Source organism: Rhodococcus sp. A14, from assembly GCF_011603105.1.
GTDB lineage: Bacteria > Actinomycetota > Actinomycetes > Mycobacteriales > Mycobacteriaceae > Rhodococcus_F > Rhodococcus_F opacus.
The window spans coordinates 1-25,577 of record NZ_JAAOQS010000117.1 but is presented as its reverse complement, the minus strand read 5'-3'; the positions used below and the strand labels follow the sequence as shown (position 1 = coordinate 25,577).

At 66.6% G+C, this 25,577-nt stretch carries 26 protein-coding genes and 2 pseudogenes; 14 read left to right on the top strand and 14 right to left on the bottom strand.

Annotated elements, in window-relative coordinates:
• Positions 1–115: 115 nt before the first annotated feature.
• On the top strand, positions 116–436 hold the full coding sequence (locus tag G9373_RS37805) for a hypothetical protein (protein WP_005246478.1): 321 nt from the start codon (positions 116–118) through the stop codon (positions 434–436).
• A 52-nt stretch (positions 437–488) separates the two neighbouring features.
• Here G9373_RS37805 and G9373_RS37800 read toward each other — a convergent pair whose 3' ends face one another.
• Positions 489–1,079 carry a class I SAM-dependent methyltransferase gene (locus tag G9373_RS37800; protein WP_005564563.1) on the bottom strand — a complete coding sequence of 197 codons (591 nt, stop codon included), beginning with the start codon at positions 1,077–1,079 and terminating at the stop codon, positions 489–491.
• Positions 1,080–1,280: 201 nt separating this feature from the next.
• Here G9373_RS37800 and G9373_RS37795 point away from each other — a divergent pair, with 201 nt between their 5' ends.
• A complete protein-coding gene (locus tag G9373_RS37795) occupies positions 1,281–2,315 on the top strand; it encodes a Gfo/Idh/MocA family oxidoreductase (protein ID WP_005564565.1) in 1,035 nt (344 codons plus the stop codon).
• Positions 2,316–2,354: 39 nt separating this feature from the next.
• On the opposite strand, the gene G9373_RS37790 is transcribed toward G9373_RS37795, so the two are convergent.
• Complete coding sequence (locus G9373_RS37790) at positions 2,355–3,089, bottom strand: alpha/beta hydrolase (RefSeq protein WP_231137595.1); 735 nt, start codon at positions 3,087–3,089, stop codon at positions 2,355–2,357.
• A gap of 364 nt (positions 3,090–3,453) precedes the next feature.
• Here G9373_RS37790 and G9373_RS37785 point away from each other — a divergent pair, with 364 nt between their 5' ends.
• Complete coding sequence (locus G9373_RS37785) at positions 3,454–3,738, top strand: hypothetical protein (RefSeq protein ID WP_005564568.1); 285 nt, start codon at positions 3,454–3,456, stop codon at positions 3,736–3,738.
• A gap of 61 nt (positions 3,739–3,799) precedes the next feature.
• Here the strand turns inward: G9373_RS37785 and G9373_RS37780 are convergent, their stop codons facing one another.
• Positions 3,800–4,270: a DUF6194 family protein gene (locus tag G9373_RS37780; protein WP_005564569.1), complete on the bottom strand. Its 471-nt coding sequence runs from the start codon at positions 4,268–4,270 to the stop codon at positions 3,800–3,802.
• A gap of 63 nt (positions 4,271–4,333) precedes the next feature.
• Between G9373_RS37780 and G9373_RS37775 the strand changes: the two genes are divergently transcribed.
• Positions 4,334–5,104: a MerR family transcriptional regulator gene (locus tag G9373_RS37775; protein ID WP_005564570.1), complete on the top strand. Its 771-nt coding sequence runs from the start codon at positions 4,334–4,336 to the stop codon at positions 5,102–5,104.
• On the opposite strand, the gene G9373_RS37770 is transcribed toward G9373_RS37775, so the two are convergent.
• The gene (locus G9373_RS37770; protein ID WP_005262736.1) at positions 5,055–5,684 is read right to left on the bottom strand and encodes a class I SAM-dependent methyltransferase; all 630 of its coding nucleotides are present in this window, start codon (positions 5,682–5,684) and stop codon (positions 5,055–5,057) included. The two genes, G9373_RS37775 and G9373_RS37770, sit on opposite strands and share 50 nt — an antisense overlap.
• Before the next feature lie 161 nt (positions 5,685–5,845).
• Between G9373_RS37770 and G9373_RS37765 the strand changes: the two genes are divergently transcribed.
• The gene (locus G9373_RS37765; RefSeq protein ID WP_054247432.1) at positions 5,846–6,268 is read left to right on the top strand and encodes a nuclear transport factor 2 family protein; all 423 of its coding nucleotides are present in this window, start codon (positions 5,846–5,848) and stop codon (positions 6,266–6,268) included.
• 21 nt (positions 6,269–6,289) lie between these two features.
• Here G9373_RS37765 and G9373_RS37760 read toward each other — a convergent pair whose 3' ends face one another.
• Positions 6,290–7,381, bottom strand: a complete 1,092-nt coding sequence (locus G9373_RS37760) for a sugar ABC transporter substrate-binding protein (protein ID WP_043788706.1) — start codon at positions 7,379–7,381, stop codon at positions 6,290–6,292.
• Between the two features lie 151 nt (positions 7,382–7,532).
• On the opposite strand from G9373_RS37760, the gene G9373_RS37755 reads away from it, so the two are divergent.
• Together G9373_RS37755 and G9373_RS37750 are read left to right on the top strand one after the other, a co-directional pair.
• Entirely contained in the window at positions 7,533–8,894 is a 1,362-nt protein-coding gene (locus tag G9373_RS37755) for a hypothetical protein (protein ID WP_133983895.1), read from the top strand.
• A complete protein-coding gene (locus tag G9373_RS37750) occupies positions 8,894–9,883 on the top strand; it encodes a glutamate ABC transporter substrate-binding protein (protein WP_054247430.1) in 990 nt (329 codons plus the stop codon). Before G9373_RS37755 ends, G9373_RS37750 begins: the two co-directional genes overlap by 1 nt.
• Positions 9,884–9,940: 57 nt before the next feature.
• Here the strand turns inward: G9373_RS37750 and G9373_RS37745 are convergent, their stop codons facing one another.
• The 3 genes from G9373_RS37745 to G9373_RS45985 form a co-directional block, all read right to left on the bottom strand.
• A complete protein-coding gene (locus tag G9373_RS37745; protein WP_054247429.1) occupies positions 9,941–10,345 on the bottom strand; it encodes a hypothetical protein in 405 nt (134 codons plus the stop codon).
• 101 nt (positions 10,346–10,446) lie between these two features.
• Entirely contained in the window at positions 10,447–11,211 is a 765-nt protein-coding gene (locus G9373_RS37740; RefSeq protein WP_054247428.1) for a haloacid dehalogenase type II, read from the bottom strand.
• 101 nt (positions 11,212–11,312) lie between these two features.
• On the bottom strand, positions 11,313–11,537 hold the full coding sequence (locus tag G9373_RS45985; protein ID WP_240960956.1) for an RGCVC family protein: 225 nt from the start codon (positions 11,535–11,537) through the stop codon (positions 11,313–11,315).
• A 466-nt stretch (positions 11,538–12,003) separates the two neighbouring features.
• On the opposite strand from G9373_RS45985, the gene G9373_RS37735 reads away from it, so the two are divergent.
• A complete protein-coding gene (locus G9373_RS37735) occupies positions 12,004–12,873 on the top strand; it encodes a hypothetical protein (RefSeq protein ID WP_043788708.1) in 870 nt (289 codons plus the stop codon).
• On the opposite strand, the pseudogene G9373_RS37730 reads toward G9373_RS37735, so the two are convergent.
• Positions 12,870–13,352, bottom strand: a pseudogene (locus G9373_RS37730) (aldo/keto reductase); the annotation flags it as partial. The gene G9373_RS37735 and the pseudogene G9373_RS37730 overlap by 4 nt on opposite strands.
• A 4-nt stretch (positions 13,353–13,356) precedes the next feature.
• Here G9373_RS37730 and G9373_RS37725 point away from each other — a divergent pair.
• Positions 13,357–13,614, top strand: a pseudogene (locus G9373_RS37725) (helix-turn-helix transcriptional regulator); the annotation flags it as partial.
• Between the two features lie 113 nt (positions 13,615–13,727).
• Positions 13,728–14,624 (top strand): SDR family oxidoreductase, encoded by an 897-nt coding sequence (locus G9373_RS37720; protein ID WP_054247426.1) that lies wholly within the window; start codon positions 13,728–13,730, stop codon positions 14,622–14,624.
• A 31-nt stretch (positions 14,625–14,655) separates the two neighbouring features.
• Here G9373_RS37720 and G9373_RS37715 read toward each other — a convergent pair whose 3' ends face one another.
• Positions 14,656–15,399 (bottom strand): Clp protease N-terminal domain-containing protein, encoded by a 744-nt coding sequence (locus tag G9373_RS37715; protein WP_005564588.1) that lies wholly within the window; start codon positions 15,397–15,399, stop codon positions 14,656–14,658.
• 130 nt (positions 15,400–15,529) lie between these two features.
• Here G9373_RS37715 and G9373_RS37710 point away from each other — a divergent pair, with 130 nt between their 5' ends.
• Genes G9373_RS37710 through G9373_RS37700 form a run of 3 tightly spaced genes read left to right on the top strand, consistent with a single transcriptional unit; the run spans position 15,530 to position 17,853 of the window.
• Positions 15,530–15,892 carry a helix-turn-helix transcriptional regulator gene (locus G9373_RS37710; RefSeq protein ID WP_005246523.1) on the top strand — a complete coding sequence of 121 codons (363 nt, stop codon included), beginning with the start codon at positions 15,530–15,532 and terminating at the stop codon, positions 15,890–15,892.
• Positions 15,892–17,238, top strand: coding sequence for a permease prefix domain 1-containing protein (locus tag G9373_RS37705; RefSeq protein ID WP_043788718.1), 1,347 nt, complete (start codon positions 15,892–15,894; stop codon positions 17,236–17,238). Before G9373_RS37710 ends, G9373_RS37705 begins: the two co-directional genes overlap by 1 nt.
• Before the next feature lie 18 nt (positions 17,239–17,256).
• Positions 17,257–17,853 carry a TIGR02206 family membrane protein gene (locus G9373_RS37700; protein ID WP_240482899.1) on the top strand — a complete coding sequence of 199 codons (597 nt, stop codon included), beginning with the start codon at positions 17,257–17,259 and terminating at the stop codon, positions 17,851–17,853.
• Here the strand turns inward: G9373_RS37700 and G9373_RS37695 are convergent.
• Entirely contained in the window at positions 17,824–19,629 is a 1,806-nt protein-coding gene (locus G9373_RS37695) for a zinc ribbon domain-containing protein (RefSeq protein ID WP_167120091.1), read from the bottom strand. The genes G9373_RS37700 and G9373_RS37695 overlap by 30 nt on opposite strands.
• A gap of 169 nt (positions 19,630–19,798) precedes the next feature.
• Positions 19,799–20,053, bottom strand: coding sequence for a recombinase family protein (locus tag G9373_RS47085; RefSeq protein ID WP_005564595.1), 255 nt, complete (start codon positions 20,051–20,053; stop codon positions 19,799–19,801).
• Between the two features lie 501 nt (positions 20,054–20,554).
• Here G9373_RS47085 and G9373_RS37685 point away from each other — a divergent pair.
• Positions 20,555–21,544, top strand: coding sequence for a rod shape-determining protein (locus G9373_RS37685; protein WP_043788722.1), 990 nt, complete (start codon positions 20,555–20,557; stop codon positions 21,542–21,544).
• On the opposite strand, the gene G9373_RS37680 is transcribed toward G9373_RS37685, so the two are convergent.
• Both G9373_RS37680 and G9373_RS37675 read right to left on the bottom strand, forming a co-directional pair.
• On the bottom strand, positions 21,545–24,397 hold the full coding sequence (locus G9373_RS37680) for an FtsW/RodA/SpoVE family cell cycle protein (protein WP_167120088.1): 2,853 nt from the start codon (positions 24,395–24,397) through the stop codon (positions 21,545–21,547).
• 19 nt (positions 24,398–24,416) lie between these two features.
• Positions 24,417–25,577: hypothetical protein (locus tag G9373_RS37675; protein WP_240960954.1), on the bottom strand; the 1,161-nt coding region annotated here is incomplete at its 5' end.

The window sequence follows — 25,577 nt, the reverse complement described above, 5'->3', positions numbered from 1 at the left end:
GGGTGGGGCGAACGATAATTGGGGTCCTACCGTGAGACGAACGCGTCGCGGGAGACGGCCCGCCGGAACCGGGCGAGCTGAATCCGGGGCGCCCACCGAATCGAGGGTGAATCGCATGAACACATTCGCAGTGCGCTCGGCGCTCGCGGCGGCCGCCGCACTCGCCATCTTCGCCGCACCCGGCGTCGCGGCCGCGGCACCGAATCTGCACGGGGATCCGAACACTCCGGGAACACAGGTTCAGGTCGAGAGCGAGCCGGGCGACTCGAACAGCTACACCTGCGGGGCAGTCGGCGTCGCGGGAGCCGGAGTCGGGTCGAATTCCTCCGGTGGCGCCGGTCAGGTCAACGGCGCGTACTTCGGTCCCGGCCCCGTCCAGGGCGGCTGCGTAGGTAGCGACGGGTCGGTCTACTTCCCGACCGGCAACGCCGAATGACGGCACACACGAACGAATTGCCGACCGTTCACCGGGCCGACCCACCCGCCGACTAGATCCGCTCGATGGTCGCGAACCAGGCCGGTGCGCCGTCGTCGTGGAATCTCGTCTCGATCCGGTCCGGCTCTATGGCGGCGACCTTCCATCCATCGCTGGGGTCGAACGCCGCTCTCAGCTCGTCCCGGCGGACGGGGTGCGGGCCGGTATCGGGACCATCGTCGCTGAAGCACAACACATACACGGTTCCGCCGTGTTCGGTCACCGACGCCAGACTCGCCACGTAGCGTGGTCGCTCGGCGGCGTCGAACGTGTGGAACAGTCCGCAGTCCAGCACGGTGTCGAACCGGCGCCCCGTACTGTCCAACTGGAACGCGTCGGCCACCGCGAATTCGACCTCGATCCGACGGTCATCGGCCTTCTCACGGGCGATCGCCAGTGCCGTCTCCGCCACATCGACGCCCAGAACCTGCAATCCCAGCGAGGCGACGTGAAGAGCGTTCTCGCCGGTCCCGCATCCCGCATCGAGCACCGCTCCGGCGAATCCACCTTCGGATGCCACCCGCACGATCGCCGGCTGCGGCCGGCCGACATCCCACGGCGCAGGCCCCTCGTGGTATGACGCATCCCAGGGCCGTCCCGTCATCCGTTCGTGGCTGGTTGGCTGCCGACCGCTGAACGGATCGTCGGCGTGGGGTCCTGATCGCTCCGGCAATGTCGTCGCCTCCCTGCAACTCATCGTGCCACCTCATCGTGGCATGGCACTGCGCGGTTCTCGACCCCCGACACCGCGGCTTCCTGCTCTACAGACATAGATTGTTCGAATGTCTTAACATACACTTCACGCATGAGTATGAATATCGGAATCGTCGGGTACGGACTGGGCGGCCGCTACTTCCATGCACCGTTTGTCGAAGCGGCAGAGGGAATCACACTGGGCGGCATCGTGACCCGCTCCGCCTCACGTGTCGCCCAGGCTGCCGCAGACTTCCCTGGAATACCGGTGTTCTCGAGCCTCGGCGAGCTCATCGACTCCGGCGTCGATGCCGTCACGATCACCACCCCACCGCAGACGCGGCGCGAACTCGTACTCGAGGCAATCGGGCGGGGTGTGCACGTGGTCGCGGACAAGCCCTTCGCGCCGGACGTCGAGACGGCCCGAGAGTTGGTGGCAGCCGCAGACGACGCCGGCGTGCTGCTCAGCGTCTATCACAACCGTCGATACGACGCCGACATCCGCACGCTGAGGTCGGTGTTGCCGCGACTCGGCGACATCTGGCGTATCGAATCCCAGTTCGACCTGGACGGTGCCGACACGCTCGAAGCCGGCCCAACTGGCGGGTTGCTGCGCGACATGGGCGCACACGTCGTCGACCAGATGCTGTGGTTGTTCGGTCCGGCAGAGAGGGTCGACGCCCACCTCGATTATGTCGACCGGCCGGAGGGGCGCACCGACGCCGGCTTCGTCGTCAACATCGCTCACCGCAGCGGGGTCTATTCGAGCGTCTCGTCGAGCAAGGTCAACCACCTCGAGGGACGACGGCTGCGGGCGTTCGGCAGCTTGGGCGCCTATGTGGCGGACGGTACGGACGTGCAGGCACAGACTCTCTTCGCGGGGACGCGGCCCGTCGACGATCCCACCGGGTGGGGTTACGAACGACGGGAACGGTGGGGCGCCCTCCATACAGCAGAGGGCGCGGAAACGGTCCCGTCGCAACGGGGTGCGTATCAGGACTACTACACGGAATTCGCGGCCGCCGTTGCCGGCACCGGCGAGCAACCGGTGCCTGCCCGCACCGCGCTCGGCACCATCGCGGTGTTGGCAGCGGCGCGTGAGTCCGCGGAGAGCGGCGGCACGGTCGTCGTGCAGTCCGTCGACTGACCGGTAGCGACTGCGGCGGCGCTTGCCACGGTTCGGGGCTCAGGACGCGGAATCGAGAAATTCGGCGACAGCCCTGTTGAACGAATGTGGTCGTTCCATGTTCCTCGCGTGACCTGCGCGTGCGACGACGGTCGGCGCTCCGTTCGGTGCGAGTGCTGCGGCCGCTGCGTCGTGTGCTGACGGCCAGAACTCGCTGTCGGAACCGGCGACGAAGAGCACGGGAAGATCGGTCGCACGGATCGTCGAACGCCAGTCGCATTTCGCATGATCGTTCAACAGGGCGAGTTCCGGTGGCGACAGGGTTCGGTCGACGCGGCCCATCGCGGCGAGTAGGCGGACCAACCGCATGCCGCGTTTCCAGATCGGGGTGCCGTGGCCGGTCGCGGGAATCCCGTCCGCAAAGAATGTGTCGACCTTCTCCTGGTCGTAGCCGTAGAACCCGTACGCCCACTCCGGTGCATTGAGCATCCGCGGAGTCTGATCGACCACAACCGCGGCGCGAAGCCGCCCCGTGCCGTACGTGTCGACGTACGACCAGATCGTGTTTCCGCCCATCGACCCTCCGATCATTGCCGCACCTTGCAGGTCGAGTTGCTCGATGAGGGCGTGCACGAATCCGGCGCGTGTCCGCATCGTCGTGCCGGGCAGCATGGCGGGAGCCGTTCCGTGGCCCGGCAGATCCACCGCGATGACGCGGTGACCTGACTGGATCAGCGACGGGATCTGATACCGCCACGACGTGGCGGGGGCTGTGAAACCCGCCAGCAAAACCACGCTCGACGAGGATCGGCCGTCACCGTGCACGGTGTAGTCGATTCGAGCCCCGCCAGATTCGATGGAAGGCTCTGCTTCTCCTCTCCCCCCACTGGTCCCGGCCGACGCGCCACGGCGCCCGCCTGCGGTCACTGCGACGGTAGTACGGACTCGGGAATCCATCCATGGAGAACATCTCCACTACGGGGAGGGATCCACTGTGGAAACGAAATTCCTGGACCGTCGGGTGTAACGTTCCGGGCCTTCGCCGACACCATTCGAGTAGCTGTGGACGTTGGGCCCACGCATTCGAACAGGACACTACGAAATGCACACCTCACTTCCCCACTCAGAGACGTCGCACGCGGCGAATACTTCGGGCGCAGTGACCCGTCTCCCTCGAATCCGCCTGCGAAACCGGTTCGCCACGGCCGCCGTCGCCGCCGCGCTCGCCGTCATCCCTCTCGGAGCCAGCACCGCCGTCGCGACAGCAGCCGACCATCCCGTCACGACAGTCGCCGCACCCACCATCCCCGGCGACCGCGGTGACCACGGTGACGGCCCCCGCCACGACCGACAACGCGACCAACGGCAAGAACGCAGGGACCAGAGCATGACGCTCGACGAACTCCTCGTCGGATGGAACAGCAGCCAGATCTACCAGATGTGACGACGCGTGACCGAGGACGACGCCAGTTTCGTCGTCCTCGGTCCCGCGCGCCTTTCTCGTATCAGCGTCGGGTGGATTCCGCTCGTCGCTCGTAGCGCGAGCGAGCGAGGGCGTGCGCCCCGCGCAGCAACTCTCGAGTGACTTCGCCGGAGCGAGAGCCAGGCTCGGTGACCGCCAGCCAGCCCAACGGGCCGTAGACGGGATGCGCGATGACGGTGTCGGGCACACCGGCGTCGGCGACGCCCTGTTCTCGCGGTGCGTGGCCGGTTGCCTCGATGAATGCCTCCTTCCCGGCGTGGATGTTCACCCGGAACGCGCCCGCGCGGTCCAGACCCGAGCTTTCGTCGCCGGGGTAGTTCTTGGTGACGATCGTGGCGAAGGGCTGGGTCCTGTCGGGAACGATTCGATCCGGTGAGTAGTAGAAGAAGGTGTCACCCCAGCTGATCTCCGGCGAACCGTCACCGGGGGCAGGCCTGAGCGTCAGAACGTCGCCGAGGCCTTCGACGAAGTCGATGATGTCGTCCATGGTCATAGCTTCCAGCGTTTCATTAAAGTGCTCGTGGAGACCTCGAAGAGCAAACGTAGGAGAAATACGGTGCCAAGTCTCCAATCACCTCATCTGCGGACCGTCGATGTCGCCCGGCGTGCCGGGTGCTCCGTGCAACACGTGCGCAACCTCGAACGCGACGGGTTGCTGCCTCCCGCAACCCGCACCGCAACCGGATACCGCATCTACACCGACGCGCACGTGCAGGCCGCGCTCGCCTATCGGGAACTCGCCATCGGCGCCGGCCCGGTCGAAGCCAAACGGATCATGCGCAGCGTGCACACGTGCCCGGCCGCGACAACGGTCGCTCTCCTCGATGCAGCACACGCCCGACTCCACGCGGAACGAACCGAACTGGCCCTGGCGAAGGAGGCCGCCGATGTGATCTCGACCGAACCGATCGACGACGTGCAGGCCTCGGACTGGATGAGCGTGAGCGAACTCGCCGTCGCCCTCGGCATCCGCCCCTCCACGTTGCGGCACTGGGACACAGAGGGACTCGTCGTCCCCGACCGGGACACACCCACGGGAGCGCGCCGGTACTCCCCGACCCAGGTCGGCGACGCTCGCGTCGTGCATCAGCTGCGAAAGGCCGGTTATCGCATCGCACCTCTCCGCGGGGTCTTGGCACAACTCGGGCACACTTCCGGATCGGGTGACATCGGCGCCGCGCTGGCTGCCCGCGACCAGGCCACCACGGCACGCTCCCGAGCCTTGCTCGATGCAACCGCTGCCCTCACCGTGCTCCTCTCGCTCCAGGAAGGGGTGGTCAGTGCGCGCGCGAAAACACCGCCACGAGAAAGTCGGAATCCTCGGTGAACGGGCGCAGATCCCACGTCGACAGCAGCAGATCTGCCGTGAGGCCGTTGGCCTGAGCGTCCGCGAGGAATTGCGAGAACTCGTAGCCCCGGTCTGCACCGAACCCCACAACCACGCGACCGGTCGGGGCGAGATGGGAGGCGAATCCCGCCAGCACCGACTCGCGGGTCGACGGCGCAAGGAAAGTCATCACGTTGCCGGCACAGACGATCACGTCGAAATCGGCTGTTATGCCGTCGGCCGGCAGATCCAACTCCGCGAGGTCACCGACCAGCCACGTCGGACCGGGGTGATCCTCCTTCGCCACGTCGATGAGCACAGGATCCACATCGACACCCACCACGACATGACCGGCATCGTGCAAATAGCCGCCGAGGCGGCCCAGTCCGCACCCCGCGTCGAGTACCCGACCGCCACGGCCGAGCATTGCATCGACCAGGCGCGCCTCTCCCACGATGTCCTTGCCCTGCGCCTCCATCGCCCGGAACCGCTCGACATACCACGTCGAGTGCCCGGGATCGGCGGCTGTGATCTCCTCCCACTGGCTGGGGATGCGCTCCTTGGGTGTACGTGCACTCATTACCGATTCCTCCTCGATGCGGCCCGCCCGGCGAGCCACTGCCACCGTATGCGACCCAACCTTCGCACCCCACCCGCAGCCCGACGGTGTTACGCCACCGGACAGTCTCGATCAGCGGGATTCCGGGCCGACGCGGCCGGCCCTCCGAGGAAGATCGAGCCATGCCCGAGCCCGCTCCCGACCGCGTCCGGATCACCGACCGCCTGCACGTCGTGGCCGTCCTGCTCGACACGAAGGACTGGCCGGGGTTCGCGGCGACGCTCACCGAAGATGTCGTGGCCTACGGGCGGACCGGGCGGGCCGACGTGGTCGCCCGCGTCCGTTCCCACCTCGACGTCTGCGGCGCCACGCAGCACCTGCTCGGCAACATCGACGTCGACGTCGACGGTGACGCGGCGCGTACTCGCTCCTATTTCCGGGCGTTTCACGTCGGCCTCGGCGACCGTGCCGGCGCGACGTACGAGTGCCTCGGTGAGTACCGCGACGAGTGGCGACGCGGACCGTCGGGCTGGTTGCTGGCCGGGCGGGTGATCGACGTCGGCGCCGAAGTCGGCGACCGCGGTGTCATCGCGCCTCTGAGCTGAACTCGCCGAGTTCCGCCCGGCTCAGCTGTGCTCCCCGCACACCGCGGATGCCGGATCCGGCGCACAGATCTGCTGCCACGTGTAGAAGCCGGAGTTGACCACGACCTGGAGGTTGTCCTTCGTAATGTTCTGCACGGGCAGGAACACCGTCGGCACGGCCATGTACTGGTTGTCGATCGTGCCGTTGATCATCTCCTCCGGAGGGCCTTCGCCGTGGAGGATCGATGTGGTCAGCTGCGCGGCGACCTTCGCCTGGTCGGACAGATTCTTGAAGATCGTGTTGTCGAGAGTTCCCTGCGCGATCAGTTGCAGCGCAGCGAGATTGGCGTCCTGCCCCCCGGTGACCGGGATCCGTCCGTCGAGCCCGCGGCCGGCCAGTGCCGCGACGATTCCGCCTCCCAGGTCGTCGTTCATGGTGACGAACAGCGCGATGTCGTTGTTCTCGCGGGTCAGGCATTCCTCCGCGAATGCCTGACCTTCGGCGGGGTCCCAGTCGTCGATCGCGGTCTCGCAGACCACGCGGATCTTGCCACTGTCGGCGAGTGGCTGCAGATACTCGTCCTGACCGAGCCGAAATTGACGGGTCCCGTATTCACCGAGGTTTCCCTCCACCCGGGCGATCTTCACACCGTCGCCGGGCATCGCGGCGATCAGATCCGCGGCGCGGCTCCCCTGCCGTCGGCCGACCTCGAGTGGATCGAAGATCACCTGAACGTCTGCCGGTCCACCGACCGCGTCATGGTCGTAGAGCACTACCGGAACGTCCGCCTCGGCGGCGGCAGTCAAGGCGCCACCCGAAAATCTCGCGTCCGCGGAGATCACCACAAGCACGGACGCGCCCTCCGCGATCGCCGACTCGACCTGGCTCTGCTGACGGGCAGGATCACCCTCGGCGTTGCGGACCGTCACCGTCGCCTCCGGCGCGAACAGCTCCAGGAAGTCGGTGAACAGGGGTTCGTCTCGCTCCACGAATCGGGTGGTCGTCGTGTTCGGCAAGAAGAAGAAGACCTTCTCCGTTTCGTCGTCGGCCCGCGGTGCAGGGGCCGCGCAGGCCCCGAGCGCCATCGCTGCGACCGCAGCCGCGACGCAGAACGTGCGCACCCTTGTCTTCATGAGCTTGTCTTCATGACCCGCGGATCTCCAGTCCGATCGTGCCCAGTCTGGAGATACCCGCGGGTGACGCAGGCTACTCGCGCACGTCGATGCTTTCGGTGTTTTCCGACCGTGATCGGCGCACACTGTGTGCAGGGATGAGGAGGAGAAGGTGTTCCACCAGGACCGCGGCGTCGTATCCAGCGGAGATCGTGACACTTCGCCGGCCGAGCATCTCCTGAACGAATCCCTGCTCGTCGAACCCGAGGTCCGGCGGCGCCCCTGGCGCGAATTCCTTGCGTCCACACCAGGACGCCTCTCCCTCCTCGCCGTCGTCCTCGTCGCGGTCGCGCTGACGGCCGGCCTCGTGACGTCCGCCGTGGTGGCCGCGCGGCAGCAGCGCATGGAAACCCTTCGCGCCCACACCGAACCGCTCGCGGACGCCGCGCAGAACCTGTTCAGTTCGTTGTCGATCGCCGACGCGGCAGCGACGTCGTCGTTCATCGCGGGTGCCATCGAGCCGCTGGCGGTGCGCGACCGGTACAACCAGGCGATCGGCGACGCGTCGAACGCACTCGTCACCGCGTCGTACGGCGTCACCTCAGGCGACGTCGAATCGCTGCGACTGCTCACCGAGATGTCGCGGCACGTCGCCGTGTACACGGACCTGGTGGCGACCGCACGGTCTAACGACTCCGCGGGAAATCCGGTCGGGGTGGCATATCTCGGAACCGCATCGGCTCTCATGCAGGACACCATCCTGCCTTTGGCCGAACGCCTGTACAACGACCAGGCCCGCGCCGTCGCCGACACGCAGTCCCACACTGCCAGGTTGCCCGCCACCGCCATAGTGGTCGCGTCGGCCGGGGTCGTCGTCCTCGCCGTCGCGCACACGTACGTGGCGCATCGAAGCCGCCGCCGGGTCAATCCCGGACTGGCGTGTGCGACCGTCCTGCTGGCTGCTCTCGTCGTATGGATCGTGGTCGCCGGGCTGTTGTCGACGTCGGCCAGCGAACGCGCACGGATCGACGGCGCGGAGCCCCTCGCGGCGGTCACGAAGGCGAGGATCCTCGCCCAGCAGGCCCGCGCCGACGAGACGCTCGGACTGCTTCGTCCGGGTTTCGATCCAGCCGGGAGCGACTACACCCGGCACACGGACGCACTCGCCGAGATTTTGAATTCGGACGCGTCGCGGAACACCGTCGTCGCACCGACGATCAGCGGGGCGTCCGCCGCGTTCGACGGATGGCGGGGCGCGCACCGGGACCTGCAGCAGAAGCTCGCAGACGGCGACTACCAGGGCGCGGCGGACGTTGCCGTCGGTCCGGGATCGACGGCATCGACGGCCCAGTTCCGGGCCCTCGACGAAGCGCTCGAAGACGCCATCACGGCTCTGCGCACCGAGGAACTCGACGCGATGCGGGAGTCGTACCGCACGATGGCGGCGCTCGCCGTAGGTGGCATCGTGCTCGCCGTTTCCGCAGCGCTCGCCATCGTCGCGGGGATCGAGCCCAGAGTGAGTGAGTACCACTGATGGTGCGACGACACCCGGAACGGCGACCGCGCTCCGCTCGGCTGCTCGGCAGCCTCGTGCTCGGAGCTGTCCTGATTGCAGGTTGCGGCGCGCCCGATGCACCCACCCCGAGGTTCTCCGGGGACTTCACGGAGTTCCCCCTGTCGGCCGGCGCCCAGCTCATCGCACCGTCCGAGGCGCCGCCGCCGGCCACGGAGCCGTCGGCATGTGCAGCACAGGCCAGTCTCCGTCCGGGGGCTCCGAGCCTCGGTGGCACTCTCGGCGATATCCGTGCCCGCGGCACGGTGGTCGTCGCGGTCGACCAGAACACCAACCTGTTCAGCTTCCGCGACCCGACTACCGGCACCCTCACCGGATTCGGTGTCGACCTCGCGCGGGAGGTTGCACGTGATCTACTCGGCGATCCCACCAGGGTCGAGTTCCGGCCGCTCGGAACCGATGACGGCGCCGAGATGCTCGGCCGCCGCGACGCGGACATGGTCGTGCGTCCGGTTGCCCTCCCCTGTGAGGGTTCCCAGGACTTGGCGCTCTCCACGGTGTATCTCGAGGCATCCCGCCGGCTCGTGGTGCGGGACGGGTCGGGAATCTCCGGTCCTGCCGACCTTGCCCGGCGACGGGTCTGCACGCACCACGACGCGGCGTCGGTGTCGGCGCTGTCGCGTATCGCCCCCAAAGCCACGATCCTTGCGGTACCCGACTGGGACGACTGCCTCATGGCCATCCAGCAGCGACAGGTCGACGCGGTTGCAGGGGCTGCCGTCCTCGCCGGTCTCGTCGCCCAGGATCCGAATCTGGAAATCGTCGGTCCCGAAACCGATTCCGCCCGATACGCCATCGGCCTCGCTCCCGGAAACGACGACCTCGTCCGGTTCGTCAACGGCACACTCGAACGGCTGCGCACAGACGGAACCTGGAGTGCTCTCTACGATCGGTGGCTGTCGTCGCTCGGCCCGGCACCCGGACCACCGTCCCCGCAGTACCGGGACTGACCGGCCCCTCCGACGGCGGCGCCTCCTCTGTCGCCCCGAGTTCCACCACGTCCCGGTTCAGCTCGGATCGTCGTCAGCGACGGTCTCGGGCAGGCCGGTCCCCATCGGGTCGAGCAGGGCGGTCGTGCGGGAACCCCACCGCTCGTGCGCGGATTGACGGGTCATCCCGGCGGCCTTCCCGATGGTCGCCCACGTCGCTCCCTGAAAGCGCAGGCCGAGAACGGTTTCGACGCCGTCCAGCCCGGCGGCGAGCTGGATGCGAAGACTCAGCAGATGCCAGGCCAGGGTCCGCTTTTCGGGAATGCCCGTACCCTGCTCGGCGTCCCACTCCGCCGTACCGGGAAGCGGTCCGGTGCCGATGATTTCGTCAGCGTGACGGCTCGCTTCGGCGGCCGCCGCCGTTATCACCGCGCGAGCAGCGGCGTCGATATCCGCGCTGACGGCGCGTTCGACAAGTTCCATGACAACCTCCCATTTCTGTCAGGCATAGCCTGACAGAGGCGGAACGCGGCGTCAAGGATTACCTGACAGATGTGAGGCATGCGACCCGAAGGTTCGCCACTTCACCTGAACCCTGTCGATCCCTCACCGAGCTGCGCTGCGAGATGAGTGATGTCGGTGGCCGAAATGTCCCAGCTGCCTGTTGGCGCGAGATCGTCGGTCTGGTGCGGTCCGTGCTCGACGGGCCGGAGAATGAACGCAGTGGCCAGTCCCGCAGCGTGCGCGGCTTCGAGGTCGTCGTTGTGGGCGGCGGCGAGCATGACCTCGCCCGGATGAAGACCGAGAAACTGCGCCGTTTGCAGGTAAGCCTCGGGATCAGGTTTGTATTTTCGGTTGATGTCGGAGCCGATGATCACGTCCCACGGGATTCCGGCGTTCTTGGCCATGTCGAGCAGAAGTGAGGTATTGCCGTTCGAGAGCGGGCCGATGATGTACTCGGCCTTGAGTGCCGTGAGACCTGGCACGCTGTCGGGCCAGGGGGTGAGCACATGCCAGGCGCGCGCGAGCTCGTCGAGCTCTCCGGCATCGTGATCCGAGGGGTCGATGCCCGATTCGCGGAGCGCGAAGTCGAGGTTCTCGCGGTGCAAGATATCGAGAGTCACGAACTCGCGGGTGCCGGAAAGGATGGCGTCCATGGAGGGCTGGTAACGGGCACGCCACCGGTCGGCGAACGCAACTGCGTCCACCTCGAGCTGATGGCGCGCCGCGTAGTCCGCGACAGCGGCGGCGATACCGGAGCGCCAGTCGACAACGGTGCCAAAGGTATCGAACAACACGGCGCGAACATTGCGTCCCGTCGACGGGGACCGGAACTGCACACGAGCCATGGGCGTCCTTTCGACTCGAACGTACGACGTGGCATGAGAATAGTGCCGTCATGCCACGCCGTCGACGAATCGCACGGACCGCCCGTGGGCGAGCGTCTGCTTCAGTACCGGGAGTAGTGCTGTTCACTCACCTGTTCACCGGCGCAGATACACTTACGATCGAGGCTTCGCGCCGAGGTCACGGCACAGAAGCGAATCCCGAGCGCATCGTGGGAATCCGTGCTGTGTGGGCATGCCGTGCACGACGCCGCCGATTCCACCGCCGACACGGGGCTCGGTGACTCGGACACGAGTAAATTCGACACATCAGTCGGGTTCGACGCCATGGCGGCGCTCCAGTTCTCGGCCCTTGGACTGCGGGCCGGTGTGGGCGCCGAGGACGACATGGCACGACCGCGCATATTCGAATAACCCTCGACACCCACCACGCTACTCCCCCTACCGCCCACCACCCTCCGATCACGGGTGATTGCCGAGTCGTCAGGGAGCGTACGGCGCTGCGGGCGGCGTGACGACCTGAGCGGCCTACGTGAGACCTGCACCGAATCCGATGAGCAGTGCGGTGCCAGCGGTGTGCGTTCGACCGGTCCGTAGGAGTGTCTCCATGGTCGGAGGGACGGAACGGAACTCTGTTGTAGCTCTTCTGCATTCGCTGTCGCATCAAGTCACAGGACTTCTCCGCTGTTGCACCCGAAACATACATCGGTGGCCTCCGCCGGGTGCGACGGCAGACGCTGCCGAGTAGAAATCGCACACTTCCGCCCAGCGCCGGCGGGTCCGACGATAGGGAGCGTGAGTTCTCGACGTTCCGCCGCAGAGTGGGCGCGGAGTCAGGTCCATGCGGTGTGTGACGATCCTGCAGCCCGACTCGAGCTGATCGCCCGTACCTATCACGGTCCGATCGGCAACGCACCCCGGCACTTACCGTTCCGCCGGGCGGCTTTGTCGTTCATGCGCTGGCAGATCGGCCGCGGCGTGCTGGCGCCGCTCGGTGCGATGCCGCCCGGCAGTCCGTGGTGGCGAGCGGTCAACGAGCGGCTGATGCGCGACGGCTGCGAGGCTGTCGCCCGGAGCGGCGGAATGTGCGGGACGCCGTCCTCGCACACCGTCGATCTGTGGATGCTGTTCGTTGCCGATCCGACCGCACGCACGTGGTACCGGGCCCACAATGCGAGCATCGCCTCCGCCTACCTGGACCACCGCGACCTTGCCTGCACGGAGAGCCGTCCGGAGCGCTTCTTCCTCAACGTCGTACTGCTCCGTGTTCTCTATGCCCATGCCCTGGTCGCGGCGCCGCGTCTGGCGCTCGGGCGGCTCGCGCCGGCCGGCCCACTTCTCGGAGATCCCCGTCTCTCGATGACCGGGATCTTCCTGTCCCTCTCTCGGGTCCTCCCCGACCGATACCCCCTCGGGGACGACGTCGCGGCGTATGTCGCCGCTGAGCACAACGTCGGTGAGATGCTGGACTACGGCCTGATCGGGCCGCGGCTGCAGCAATTGTACGAATGGTCAGCCGACGAACTCGACGAGCCGGGGCTACTCGACTGCATTTGCGACGGTAGTCCTACTTATGCCTGGTCCTACTCTGATCGCGAGGTATGGCATCCGGCGAGCCCGGCCGTCACGATTCGCGCGGTTCGGCGGATATTGCCGGCGAACTAGGGGGTCGACCTCGCTGTCCGTACCTCACCCGGCCGGCTTCGGACGTCGCTCTGCAGCAGCGGTGGATACACGGTGGACGATTCCCCGTCCACCGTGGTGCCGGCGAACAGGAGCATCGCCCGCTGCTCGCCGTGCATCGGCGCCGGATAATTCAGTGTCGGCGCCGAGACTTCGTCGAGCGTGCGGAGGTGTTCGGGGCTGAGGGTCACCTCCAGGCCGGCGATGTTATCCGTGAGGTGCTCGACGCGCCTGGCGCGGAGGATAGGCACGACGGTCCCGGATCGGGCACGCAGCCAGGCCGGCGCAACGGCTGCCGAAGTGGTCGCAAGGTCGTCGGCGATTGCGGCGACGGCGTCGATGACCACGAACTCGGCGTCGGTCGGACCGCCGACGAAGGCGGTGCGGGCGGAGTCGGTGACCTCTGTGCCGCGGCGATATTTGCCGGACAGGAAACCGTTCTTCAGTGGGCTCCACGGGAGTGCATCAGCGTTTCACCAGCACTTTCGAGGAGTCACTGCCATGAGCCCCGTGCAGTTTCAGAAACGAATTCGACTGCAACACGCCCGCTCGATGCTGGTCGCCCACCCCGGTGACGTCGCGGGCGTCGGGCATCGTGTCGGCTACGACAGCCCCTCACAGTTCAATCGCGAATACCGCCGCCTGTTCGGCGCCTCCCCCGGCAAAGACGCTCACGGCATACGCACGAACACCGCACTATCGCACGCCGGCCCCCTGCCCTGACGGTTTCCGGGTCCTCTCGAAGGGGTAAGCGTCGCGGGAAGCGCCTCTCACTGATTCGACGAACTTATCAGTCCGGCTTGCCGATTCGACAGAAGACGAAGAAGGGTACGAGAATGGCCGACCAGTACGTCCGGCAGGATCCCACTACGCAGTACCCCGCCCCCGATCGCGAACACCAACCGGAGTTACCGCACCCGGGACTGACCTCCGACATGGTGACCGCCCCGGATCACGGCGAGAAGTCCTATCGGGGAAGCGGCCGCCTCGACAGTCGCCGCGCCCTGATCACCGGCGCGGATTCGGGCATCGGACGGGCGGTGGCGATCGCGTTTGCTCGCGAGGGTGCCGACGTCGTGGTCAGTTGCCTGGAGGCCGAGGAGTCGGACGCACGGGAGACCGTGCGACTGGTGGAAGAGGCCGGACGACGAGGCGTCGTCGCGACCGGTGACATCACGTCGGAGGACCACTGTCAGGCTCTCGTGGATCTGACGGTCCGTGAACTCGGCGGTCTCGACATACTCGTCAACAACGCGGCCTTTCAGATGGTGCAGACGGGTGGTATCGCCGACATCACCACCGAGCAATTCGACCGTGTCCTGCGCACGAACCTCTACGCGCTGTTCTGGTTGTGCAAGAAGTCCGTCGCGGTCATGGAACCTGGATCGACGATCGTGAACACCTCGTCGATCCAAGGGATGAATCCGTCTCCCGGGCTTCTCGACTACGCCACCACGAAGGCAGGGATCATCGATTTCACCAAGGGTTTGGCGGCTGATGTGGCGAAGCGGGGAATCCGGGTCAATGCCGTTGCACCGGGGCCCATCTGGACGCCGCTGATCCCCGCGACAATGCCCGCCGACGGTTATCGGCAGTTCGGGGACGACGTGCCTCTGGGCAGGCCCGGCCAACCGGCCGAACTGGCACCCGCGTACGTATTCCTCGCATCGAGCGAATCCAGCTACGTCACCGGAGAAGTGCTCGGCGTCACCGGCGGGACGCCCTTCACCTGAGCACCGCGTGAGTGACGGAGGCCCTGCGAGGTCACTCCTTTTCGCGGGCGGCGACGATGGCGTCGAGGTTGGCGGCGATGTTCTGCTCGGCGCGAGCTTTGTCGACACCCAGTCCGGTGAGCACTCCGACCCCGTCCTCGACCTCGAGCAGGGCCAGCAGGATGTGCTCGGTTCCGATGTAGTTGTGCCCTAAACGTAGTGCCTCACGGAACGTCAGTTCGAGCGCCTTGCGTGACTGGGCATCGAAGGGAATGAGCGCGGGCACCTCCTCGACGGCGGGGGGCAGAGTCGCGGTCGCGGCGTGCCGGACCGAATCCAGTGTCACGTCCTGCGCGGAGATCGCCCGGGCGCCGAGCCCTTCCGGATCGGCCAGGAGTCCGAGGATGAGATGCTGGGGCAGGATCTCGGCGGTGCGTGCCGCCCTGGCCTCGTTCTGCGCGACCACCACCACCTGTCGTGCGCGCGGAGTGAACCGGCTGAATCCCTGATTCGGGTCGAGGTCGGAGGCCTGCCCGGGATCCTTGGGGACGAATCGCTTCTGCGCGGCCTGCTTCGTGACGCCCATGCTCTTGCCGATTTCGGTCCACGATGCCCCCGAGCGGCGGGCCTGGTCGACGAAGTGGCCGATGAGATGGTCGGCCAGTTCACCGAGGTGCTCCGCGGCGAGGACCGCGTCGGTGAGTTGCTCGAGCGGGGCTTCGGCGTGCACCTTCTTGATCGCGTCGATGAGCTCGTCGAGTCGGATGGGTGGGGTCGTGCGATCTGAAGTCTCCATGCGTCAACTCTAGGTTGACGGACCGTGAGCGTCAACCCCAGGTTGTCGCTTTCGACTTCCGCGAGCTGCGCACCACCCGCGATCCGATCTGCTAGTTTTTATAACTAGCAGATCTAGGGATAGGGGTTCTATGCATATCGAGAAAGATCTGGTGGCGGCTTCGGCCACTCCCCTCGTGCTCGGAATTCTCGCGGAAGGCGAGTCCTACGGGTATGCCATCTTGAAACGAGTGAACGACTTGTCCGGCGGACGGATTCAGTGGACCGACGGAATGTTGTACCCACTTCTGCATCGCCTGGAAAGGTTGGAATACGTGTCGGCATCGTGGGGAGCCTCCGACAGCGGGCGAAGGCGTAAGCACTACACGATCACCGCTGCGGGCCGGGAGATGCTCGCGGAACGACGCGCCCAATGGGACGTCGTCGCGGACGCTCTGAGCCAGGTGTGGCGCTCCGTCCAACTGCCCCCAGCCTCCGCCGAAGGATGGTCGTGATGGATACCGACAAGGAGCTCGAATCGCAGATCGGCCAGTGGCGGGGTTACGTCGAGCGCCGTCACGCGATATCCGCCGCCGACACCGACGAGATGGAAGACCATCTACGCGATCAAATTTCGGATCTGTCCGCCGCCGGACTGCAGACCGACGAGGCATTCCTGGTCGCGGTCAAACGCATGGGCAACGTCGATGACATCTCCCGCGAGTTCGCGCGCGAGCACTCCGATCGGCTGTGGAAGCAACTCGTTCTGATGCCGGCCGCGTCGGATGGCGACGGCACTCGCCCCACACGTGAGCTGTTCGTCGTTCTCGGGCTCGCCGTCGGCGCGGCACTGTCGGTCAAGGCAGGCGTGACGACACTCGGCGAGCAGGACCTCGCACGCAACCTCAGCCTGTTCGTTCTTCCGTTCCTCGCCGGATACTTCGCCTGGAAGCGACAGGTCACGCCCCGGCTCGCCGCGGTACTGCTGGTGCCGTTCGCCCTGGCGGCGGTTCTGTTGAACGTCTTCCCGTTCGCGTCGAACGGCGCCACCGAGGTGATCGCGGCGATCCACGCACCGATCGCGCTGTGGTTCGCCGTCGGCCTTGCGTATGTCGGGGGTCAGTGGCGATCGGATCGGCGGCGAATGGACTTCATCCGATTCACCGGCGAATGGGTCGTCTACCTGACCCTCCTCGCCCTCGGCGGCGGCGTCCTCATCGGCCTGACGATCGGTGCGTTCGACGCGCTCGGCCTGAGTGTCGAGTGGTTCATCGAGGACTGGGTGCTGCCGTTCGGGACGGCCGGCGCGGTCATCGTCGCAGCATGGCTCGTGGAGGCGAAACAGAATGTAGTCGAGAACATCGCCCCAGTCCTCACCCGCGTGTTCACCCCACTGACCACGCTCATGCTGCTCGTGTTGCTCACGGCATTCGCTACGACCGGCAGCGTCGTCGACGTCGACCGAAACCTGTTGATCCTGATGGATCTCATTCTCGTCGTCGTCCTTGGATTGCTGTTGTACGCGATTTCCGCCCGTGACCCCTACCTGCCACCCGACCTCTTCGACCGCCTCCAACTCGTCCTCGTCGTCAGTGCCCTCGCGGTCGACCTGCTGATGCTGTTCGCCATGCTCACTCGAATCGCGGAATTCGGCTTCACCCCGAACAAGGTGGCGGCACTCGGAATGAACCTGGTCCTCCTCGTCAACCTGACCTGGTCGGCTCATCTCATCCTCGGGTTCCTGCGCGGCCGCCGCGGTTTCAGCTCCACCGAACGCTGGCAGACCCGTTACCTTCCCGTCTTCGGCGTGTGGGCGGCGTTGATGGTCGGCGTTCTCCCACCGGTTTTCGACTTCGTGTGACCACGGAGCTGATCGAGATTGTTTTCCTCGCAAAGGGAATTCACGGCATACGGCCCGTCTTACTGGGCCATGATCGCGCTGTTCGTCGTGGGGTCCGCGATTCTGGTCTGGCGCGGACGCTGCCAGACCGAATCGCAGGCCCGACGCCTCGGCCGCGTCCTTGCGGTGCTGACTGCCGCGATCTACGGCGCGACACTGGTCTATTTCTCGCTTCCGCCCACCATCGACGGCTCGGTACCGCTGCGCCTGACCGATCTCGCGACCGTCGCGGCGGCCTGTGCGCTGTGGTCCCGGGCGCAGTGGGCCTACGCGCTCACGTACTACTGGGGACTCGTGCTGAGCACCCAGGCGTTGATCTCGCCTGTTCTGACCGGTCCGGACTTCCCCCACTACCAGTTCCTCGCGTTCTGGGCGATTCACCTGCTCGTGGTCTGGGCGGCCATCTATCTGACGTGGGGCCGAAGGATGCGGCCTCGGTGGCGCAGCTACCGGTTCACGGTCCTGGTCACGGTCGTCTGGGCGGCGTCTACCTTCACGTTCAACCGTGTCGCCGGAACCAACTACGGATTCCTCAACAGAAAGCGTCTACATAGATCTCATACTTCCTACCACTGACGTGGCTGGCGTTGGAGATGTATGTACTTCACGGCTACCCGTAACACCCTGCGGTGTTGCAGGTTTTACCGTGTCCCACACCGACGCTTGTGGCGCAGGAACAGTCTTTGTCTGGTTCACCCCCACCTGAGGTGTCGCGGCGGGAGCACTACGACGGACACGGCGATGCCGCTGCCTGCTCGGAGTGGGACACATCTTGTCGCGGCATTGGCGCACCGGCGCATGCTCGATCACCCGGATCCGCGGATTCCGGCCGCGCTTCCGAACCGCTTTTCCACGTCCCAGCAATGCCCGTTTGGCCAGGTTCACGGCCGCCACATGGTCACGGTTTCCGCCAACTTTGCACTGCACACACCATGCCCGGTGGTAACCGCCGGGGCGAGAGAGTGGTTCGTTGCAGCTCGGACACAACGCGGAAGATCCTCGTGCTGGTACGGACACCACCGTCACACCGACACCGGCGGCGGTGTGGGTGAGAGCGCCGACGGCTTGGCGGCGGGCCGATTGCGCGGCCCGATTGTTGTTGACATGCCCATGCCCGCGGGTTTCGAGGGTGGTGAGGTCTTCCACCGCGATCACCGTCGCGCCCGCCGCGGCAGCGAAGTCGGCAACCTGACAGCCGAAGTGAAACGCCATTTCCCGGTTGATCTTTGCCCGTTTGATGCCGACAGCGGTGCGGTGCCCGTCGAGGACGGCGATCTTCGCGTCGAGTTGTGCTCGGACCTCGGGGGGTGCGGTCGCGGCGAGCCGGCGCAGGCGAGCAGCTTTGCGGTGCAGCAGTTGCCCTTCGGTTTGCAGGCGTGTCAGCTTGATCCCGAGGCCTCGGTCGTCGTACGTGAAACCCCGATAGTCCGAGACCACACCCTCCGGGGTTTGTGTGGCGACGGCGGCCACACCGAGAGTGGACGGAGACCAGTCCACGCCCACCGCCGTCGTTCCCGATGTCAGATCAGCGGCGGGGACTGCTTCGGTGGCAGCGCACCGCAACAGCAGACCTCGGTGGTCGAGGACCAGGGTCGGTAGATGCCACTCGCTGATCGGCCGCCGATGCAGGTGCGGTGGGATCGCGGCGGTCAGCCGGACTCGTCGCCACTGCGCGCGTGCTGTCGGGGCGGCGGTGGTGGGTAGTGTGACTGTCAACGTCATGACGGCGTCTGTGACGGTCATGTGTGCGAGTTGTCGATCCGCTGCGGAAAGCCGAGCCATCGCCGAGGTCTGGGGTGGTGCTTGCATGTCGGTGATCCGCAGGCGTGCGTCTGCCGCGCCGGCAGTGCGGTGTGAGCGCGCTGTGAGCTGCCGCACCACGCCACGGGCGAATCCGGGCGGGACGTACTCCGCAGCGGTGGTGGGTGCGGCGATGCGGCCGGTGGCCGGGTCGAACCGGGCCGACAGTGCAGTGATCGCGGTGTCTCGGTAGGCCAGCGCCCGCAAAGTGCCGACTGCCTGCGCGGTCACCACCCGCGTGACACGCGACGGGACGTAGACCCCGTCCGGGTAATGCGGGGTCCAGCCCAGACGCGCAGCAGCGACATGACCGTGCATCGGGAGTTTCCGGCCGTGGCTGTCACATCCGGCCGCGAGGACATCGAAGGTGGCCGATTGCCACAGCCGCGAAATCAGCTCGGTTTCGGCACCGGAGATCAGGTCGAGCATCCACCCGACACGAACGTCGAGGTCGTCGAGCCCGATCGGCGCACCGGTCGCGTCATCGACAGCCAGGTAGGGGCGAGTGGTGAACGAGAACTGTCGCAGCGCAGTCAATCCGGCATCGGCCATCAGCTAGCCCCTCTCCACCGGGCCGCCGCATCGCCGAAGAAGTCGACGTTGATGCTCCTTCGACCGCAATCGGTAGAAGCGGCCGGAAAACGAAGCGAGCACTGCCATGAAGTCATCCATCAGCTCCTCTACCAGCGACTTGTCCCCATGGTCACGCCGGACCTCGACCTTAACCCCGACCGCCGACAAGTACCGCTCGATCCACGCCACCGGAGAATTGCGCCAACCGATCCCGCCACACCACTCGCACCACCGTGAAGTGACCCTTGGCTGCGTCCTCGAGCATCCGATTCAGTCCCGCCCGGGTCTCCCGCAGGCCTGAACCACGATCCTTGTAGACCCGGTACACGGTGCCGGCGGCACTCTCACGCAGCATCTTCTCCTGATAGGCGAGCGAGGATTCCTGACCGGTCGAGCCGGACACCCGGCAGTACAACGCTTCCGCCCTGTCGGCTGGAACACTCTCCGGTGCAGGTCGACCCAGGTAGACGTCGAGATCCTCCCGATCGAAGACTCGTGACCGGAACCTGTACGCCGAGACGGTAACCGGCCCTCCGGCGCGGCCTTCCGGACTCCCACCGACATCTTCAGGTATGCCGCCGCCTCGCCGATGCGCGTGATCCGATAGCAACAGGAAGGATTAGGAAGTATTAGGGATTACGGTAACAGTTGAGAGCCTGCCACCGCGACCCTTCTGGACGTTCTGGGTCCCTGGCCGGTGTACCTACTGACGGCGACGACACTGATTCTCGTCGTGTGGGCCCTGATGACCTGGCCGTGGGAGCGGGCACGACGACGCGCCGAGGAAGGCCCCCTGCCGTCCTGACGTTGTCCCGGCGTCTTTGGTGTCACGCATTATCTTCCGAACGACGCTGCCGCTGCGTAACATCAGATCCATCTCGCTGGAATCCCGATGGAGGCCGACGTGGGTGGACTTGGTATCGATCTCGGAACTGCCAACACTGTCGTCGGAACTCCCGACGACGGCATCGTACTGAACGAGCCGTCCTTCATGCTCGTTCGAACGAAGGATCCGCACCGTGCTCTTGCAATCGGCACGGAGGCGCGAAGTCTCGTCGGCCGCACTCCTATCGGAATCACGCCGGTTCGACCGTTGCGTGACGGGGTGATCGTGGACCTGGAGACGGCGCGGGCATTCGTCACGGCCGTCATCAAACGGGTCTCCTCTGCAAGGCGATACGGGCTGCGGCCCAAGGGAGTCATCTCGGTCCCCGCGGGTGCCACCCCACTCGAGCGTCGGGCCCTGCTCGAGGTCGGCCACGAAGCCGGTTTGCGGAAGGTGGGGTTAATACCGGAGCCGGTGGCGGGTGCGCTCGGTTGCGGAATCAACCCCATGGAACCACGCGCACACCTCGTCGTCGATATCGGCGGCGGCACTTCGGAAATCACCGCCATCTGTTTCGGTGGCATTCTCTCCCACCGCAGTTGCCGACTCGCGGGGGACGAACTGACCAACGCGCTATACCAGTACTTGCGGTCGGAGCACAAGATCGTGGTCGGCGAACTCACCGCCGAGCGGGCGAAACTGGGCGCACCGGAGACCGACGAAGGGCAGTCACTCGTCGTGGAGGGTCGCGACGCCGTTACCGGACGGGCGCGATTCGTCACACTCGAGACCGAGGAGATCGTGGATGCGTTGCGTCCGACCACAACCGGAATCGTGCAGACACTGACCGAGTGTCTCGAGGACCTTCCTCCCCAGGCGATCGGTGACGTGATGTCGGAAGGGCTACTCGTCATCGGCGGCGGGGCGATGCTACGAGGCCTGTCGCAGCTGCTCGAGGAGGCCTTCGGGTTCCCGGTGAAGACGGCCGAACGCCCGCTCACCTGCGTCGCCGAAGGCGCCACGGCGTGTCTGGTTCATCCTGAGGTGGTTGCCGCGTACAGCAGCTGATCACCGATTCGGCGCCGGGACGGGTGGTCGCGGAAAGTAGTGTTCGAGAAGTTTCTTGACCACGGGGCCCGCCGTCGCCGACCCGAAGCCACCGCCGCGGATCAGCACCGACACCTGGATCTGGGGGGCGTCGAAAGGCGCGACCGCGGAGAACCAGGCGTTGAGTCCTTCGCCGGGCGCCGACGGGTCCTCCGCCGTGCCGGTCTTCGCGCCGGCCGGTACAGGGAGGTCCGCGAGTTGCCCGGCGGTCCCGGCCGACGCGGACGCTCGCATGCCTGCCCGGACAGGACCGAGTAGGTCTGCGAACGGTAGGCGCTGCGGTTCCGCTGTCGGGATGGGGGTCAGTTCCGACCCGTACGCCGCAGCGAGCTGAGGCGTCACCATCGCACCTGTGGCGATGCCCGACGTCCAGCGCGCCACCTGAATCGGGGTCGCGCTGACGGTGCCCTGCCCGATACCCATCAACAGGGTCGACCCGGGATACCAGGTGGCCCCGATGCTTCCGACGTTCTCCGGGGTGCCGAGGAATCCCTCGGCCTCGCCGGGCAGGTCGATCCCGGATCGTCGGCCGACGCCCAGTTGCCCCGCGACGTCCGCCATCTTCTCCGGGCCCAGGAGTTCACCGAGCTTGTAGAAGTAGACATTGTCGGACCACTGGATCGCCTGGAGCAGATTGTGCGGGCCCATCGGTTGCCAGTTCCGGAAGGTGTGGCCGCCGTAGGTGTAGGCCGCGCCCGTGTCGACCACCGTGTCCGGCGACAGCACCGGGTATTGGGTATTCGCCGCCGCGACGACGATCTTGAAGGTGGAGCCGGGCGGGACCGCGGTCTGGGTGGCGTTGTTGACCAACGGGCTCGGCCCCGGGGTCTGACTCTGCGCCGCGAGGGCGACGAGGTCGGCCGGAGGTCCGTAGACGTTGTTGTCGGCGCCCGGGACGCTGGCGAGGGCCAGCACGGCTCCGGTCCGCGCGTCCATCACGACGGCGGCACCGAGGTCGCCCTTGCTGGTTCGCATCGCCTCCAAGAGTGCGTCGGTCGCCAGGTTCTGCACCCCGATGTCGAGGTGCAGGCGCAGATCATGGCCCCGCACCGGGTCCACGCGTTCGCCGGTCGCTACCGGATGCCCGGACGGATCGACGTACACGCACTGTTTGCCGTCGCTGCCGCGGAGCAGAGCGTCGTACTGCTTCTCGAGTCCCGCCTTGCCGACCCGGGACCCGAGCGCGAGATGCGGCCAGCGTTCCATGTCGTCTGCGTCGGCGACTCCGACATGCCCGAGGACGGAGGCGAGCACGGCACCGTACGGATACTGTCTGCGGCCGGACGGCACCACGAGCACACCGGGAAGTCGCGCATCCACGATGCGGCGAGCCTGGTCGGGCGCGACTCTGCCTACCGCCACCTGAGACTCCCCCTCGCCACCGGCCTCGATCAGGTCCGCCAACTCGTCGGGAGACGTGGCGAGCAGAGCGGCCAACCGGCTGCGGGTGTCGTCGTTCTCCTCGAACATCCGAGCGACCACCGCCACGGCGTACTCGGCGACATTGACCGCGAGCGGAATTCCGTTGCGGTCGAGGATCAGTCCGCGCTCTGCGGGCAGGCGGATGCACCGCATCATCTGCTGATCGCTCATCGCCCGGAATTCCGCACCCCGGTCGTGCTGCAACTGCCAGGCGAACACCGACATCGCGACGAGTGCCGCGGTCATCGTCAGGGTGCCCGCCGACATTCCGCGCGGGCGGCGTCGCCGTCGGGGATCCGGGGTCCACAGCGGTCGCGCGACGCCGTCTCGGCGCACCGCGAGCACCAGTCCGATGGCGACGAAACCGACGATGGCGGCGGTGCCCCCGTAGCTGAAGAGCGGAATCGGCATGCCGGTATGGGGCAGAAGCGACAGACTCTGACCGATCGACACCAGCGCGTGGATGCCGAACAACGCGCCGATTCCGGCCGCAACGAGTGCGGCCTCGCGAGTGCGCGCCGTGCGCGCGGAGAGTGCAGCCCGCCACACGATGACCGAAGTTGCCACCACGACAGCCAAGCCGGCGGTCAAACCCCACCCGTACACCAGGCTGGCGAACGCGAGATCGTGCTCCGATTCGGGAAGATACTCGGCCCGCACCGCGTACATCGGGTCGCGCGCCAGCCCCCACAGGCCACCGCTGCCGATCGCGATGTTCGCTTGTAACTCGGCCCATCCCGCGCCGGCGGGGTCGGCGTTGCTCGACAAGAACACGTGGACCCGTTCGAGTTGGTAGGGGCGGAGGAAGAGCACGGCCAGCGGAAGCGACGCGAGACCCAGCACGAACAGCGGAACCAGAGGCAGCAGCGGGACGCGGGCGAGGATGAGCATGAATCCCGCCGTCGCAACGAGGACGACGGCAGTCGACAGGTCGGGTTGGAGTGCGACGAGTGCAATGGGTACGCCCCCGATCACCAAGGTCGCGACGAATCGTGCCGGCGTGAACCCACCGGCGAGCATGCTCGCGGGCACGAGAACCAGGGCGAGCTTGGCCAGTTCGGACGGCTGGACGGTGAATACGCCGAAGTCCAGCCAGCGTTGAGCACCCTTGGTCGCGACCCCCGCGAGCGGCACGACCGCCAGCAACACGGTGGCCACGGTGAACACTGCCCAGCCGAAGGCGCGGAGATCACTCATCCGCAGACGGGACACCACATACATGATGCCGAGACCGGCAACGGCGAAGAGCGTGTGGCGAACAGCGTCTGCTGTCTTCCCTGTCGAGAGCAAATTCAGAAGGCCGAGCACGACGAGAACGATCGCCGCACCGACGATCCACGGGTCGGATTCGTGCTTGTCATCGTGCTTGTCATCATGCTTGTCGTCGTGCATCCCACCCCTCCCCCGGCGCTCAGCAGCGAGCGTTTTCGGCGGGCACCAGCAGCGGCTCGGACGCGGCCGTCGCCGGGGCGCTGGTGACGGCCCCGATGGCGAGCGCGGCGCCCGGCGGCAGATCGGTCCGGACGATGCCGTACACCTGCTGCGACCCGGGCTGAACGGGCAGCGACACGTCACTCCCCGTCCGCACCTCGCCGGAACAGCGGTCGTACACGTTCACCCGCCAGGTCACGGCGCCGACAGCTGCCGCCGGATCCAGGTGAACGTCGACCCGGATCGCGCACGCTTGCCCGGGGCGACACTCACCGTTGGCGCGCGTGGCCGTGACGAGCGTGATCGGGCCCGCGCTCCCGGGGGCACCGACGTCGACGGACGACGGCGCCCGGCCGACATCGGTCGTCGCCGGCGCGGCCTGATCAGCCGGGGGTTCCGGTGGAGGCGGCGACACGGGCCGAATCTGATTCTGCTCCGCGGGATTCACGGGATTCAGGACGGCGTCCCACCCCCGGCGCAGCTCGGACCACACCCGTGGAGCCATCAACGCCGCAGCGACGAGTATCAGGATCGCGATCAGACCGAGCGCTCCCTGCCGCCGCGACGGTCGTCTCCTTTTGCGATGCCACGGATTCCGGACCGGCGGGAACCAGCCTGACGGTGCGAGGGTGGATCCCTCCGCAACATACGGCCAGTCCTGTACGTCCGTCCGCTCCCCCACGACTCGACTGTCAGTACGCGGCCGTCCCATCGTCGCGGCGACGAGCCCGGCGAGTTGGCAGCGCTTCCTGCTCTCCTGTGCCGGGTCGACGTCGGGTGCGATCGCCTGACGAACCCGTTGCCCCAACACATCCAGATCTGTTGTTTCGGCGAGCGATTCGTGCAACCGGTCGGCCAATGCCGAACCGCGACAGTTCGTCGCGATACGTCGGACGAGCTCGGCCACCGCCTCGCTCATGTCGTGCCGTGACGCACTGCCCGTGCACCCGATCGTGAGCTGTCCACTTTCGGACACCGTCACGTCCCGGAGGTGGAGTGGGTAGGGCCCTTCGCTGCGCGCCGGTTCGAGCTGATCGAGCGCATCCGCGACGAGTAGCGCAGCCTGGGCTGGTGTCAGGGCCGCCACCGCAAGAAGTCGTCCGAGTCGGACACCGCGGACACGTTCGTCGTAATCGATGTG

Excerpts from the sequence above, each read along its gene's own strand:
- G9373_RS37800 (WP_005564563.1), bottom strand. The coding sequence starts at position 1,079 with ATGACGGGACGGCCCTGGGATGCGTCATACCACGAGGGGCCTGCGCCG.
- G9373_RS37715 (WP_005564588.1), bottom strand. The coding sequence starts at position 15,399 with ATGGAGACTTCAGATCGCACGACCCCACCCATCCGACTCGACGAGCTC.
- G9373_RS37710 (WP_005246523.1), top strand. The coding sequence starts at position 15,530 with ATGCATATCGAGAAAGATCTGGTGGCGGCTTCGGCCACTCCCCTCGTG.
- G9373_RS37695 (WP_167120091.1), bottom strand. The coding sequence starts at position 19,629 with ATGGCCGATGCCGGATTGACTGCGCTGCGACAGTTCTCGTTCACCACT.
- G9373_RS37765 (WP_054247432.1), top strand. The coding sequence starts at position 5,846 with ATGCCCGAGCCCGCTCCCGACCGCGTCCGGATCACCGACCGCCTGCAC.
- G9373_RS37750 (WP_054247430.1), top strand. The coding sequence starts at position 8,894 with ATGGTGCGACGACACCCGGAACGGCGACCGCGCTCCGCTCGGCTGCTC.
- G9373_RS37780 (WP_005564569.1), bottom strand. The coding sequence starts at position 4,270 with ATGACCATGGACGACATCATCGACTTCGTCGAAGGCCTCGGCGACGTT.
- G9373_RS37760 (WP_043788706.1), bottom strand. The coding sequence starts at position 7,381 with ATGAAGACAAGGGTGCGCACGTTCTGCGTCGCGGCTGCGGTCGCAGCG.
- G9373_RS37680 (WP_167120088.1), bottom strand. The coding sequence starts at position 24,397 with ATGCACGACGACAAGCATGATGACAAGCACGATGACAAGCACGAATCC.
- G9373_RS37740 (WP_054247428.1), bottom strand. The coding sequence starts at position 11,211 with ATGGCTCGTGTGCAGTTCCGGTCCCCGTCGACGGGACGCAATGTTCGC.
- G9373_RS37770 (WP_005262736.1), bottom strand. The coding sequence starts at position 5,684 with ATGAGTGCACGTACACCCAAGGAGCGCATCCCCAGCCAGTGGGAGGAG.
- G9373_RS37805 (WP_005246478.1), top strand. The coding sequence starts at position 116 with ATGAACACATTCGCAGTGCGCTCGGCGCTCGCGGCGGCCGCCGCACTC.
- G9373_RS37745 (WP_054247429.1), bottom strand. The coding sequence starts at position 10,345 with ATGGAACTTGTCGAACGCGCCGTCAGCGCGGATATCGACGCCGCTGCT.
- G9373_RS37705 (WP_043788718.1), top strand. The coding sequence starts at position 15,892 with ATGGATACCGACAAGGAGCTCGAATCGCAGATCGGCCAGTGGCGGGGT.
- G9373_RS45985 (WP_240960956.1), bottom strand. The coding sequence starts at position 11,537 with ATGGCGTCGAACCCGACTGATGTGTCGAATTTACTCGTGTCCGAGTCA.
- G9373_RS37720 (WP_054247426.1), top strand. The coding sequence starts at position 13,728 with ATGGCCGACCAGTACGTCCGGCAGGATCCCACTACGCAGTACCCCGCC.
- G9373_RS37795 (WP_005564565.1), top strand. The coding sequence starts at position 1,281 with ATGAGTATGAATATCGGAATCGTCGGGTACGGACTGGGCGGCCGCTAC.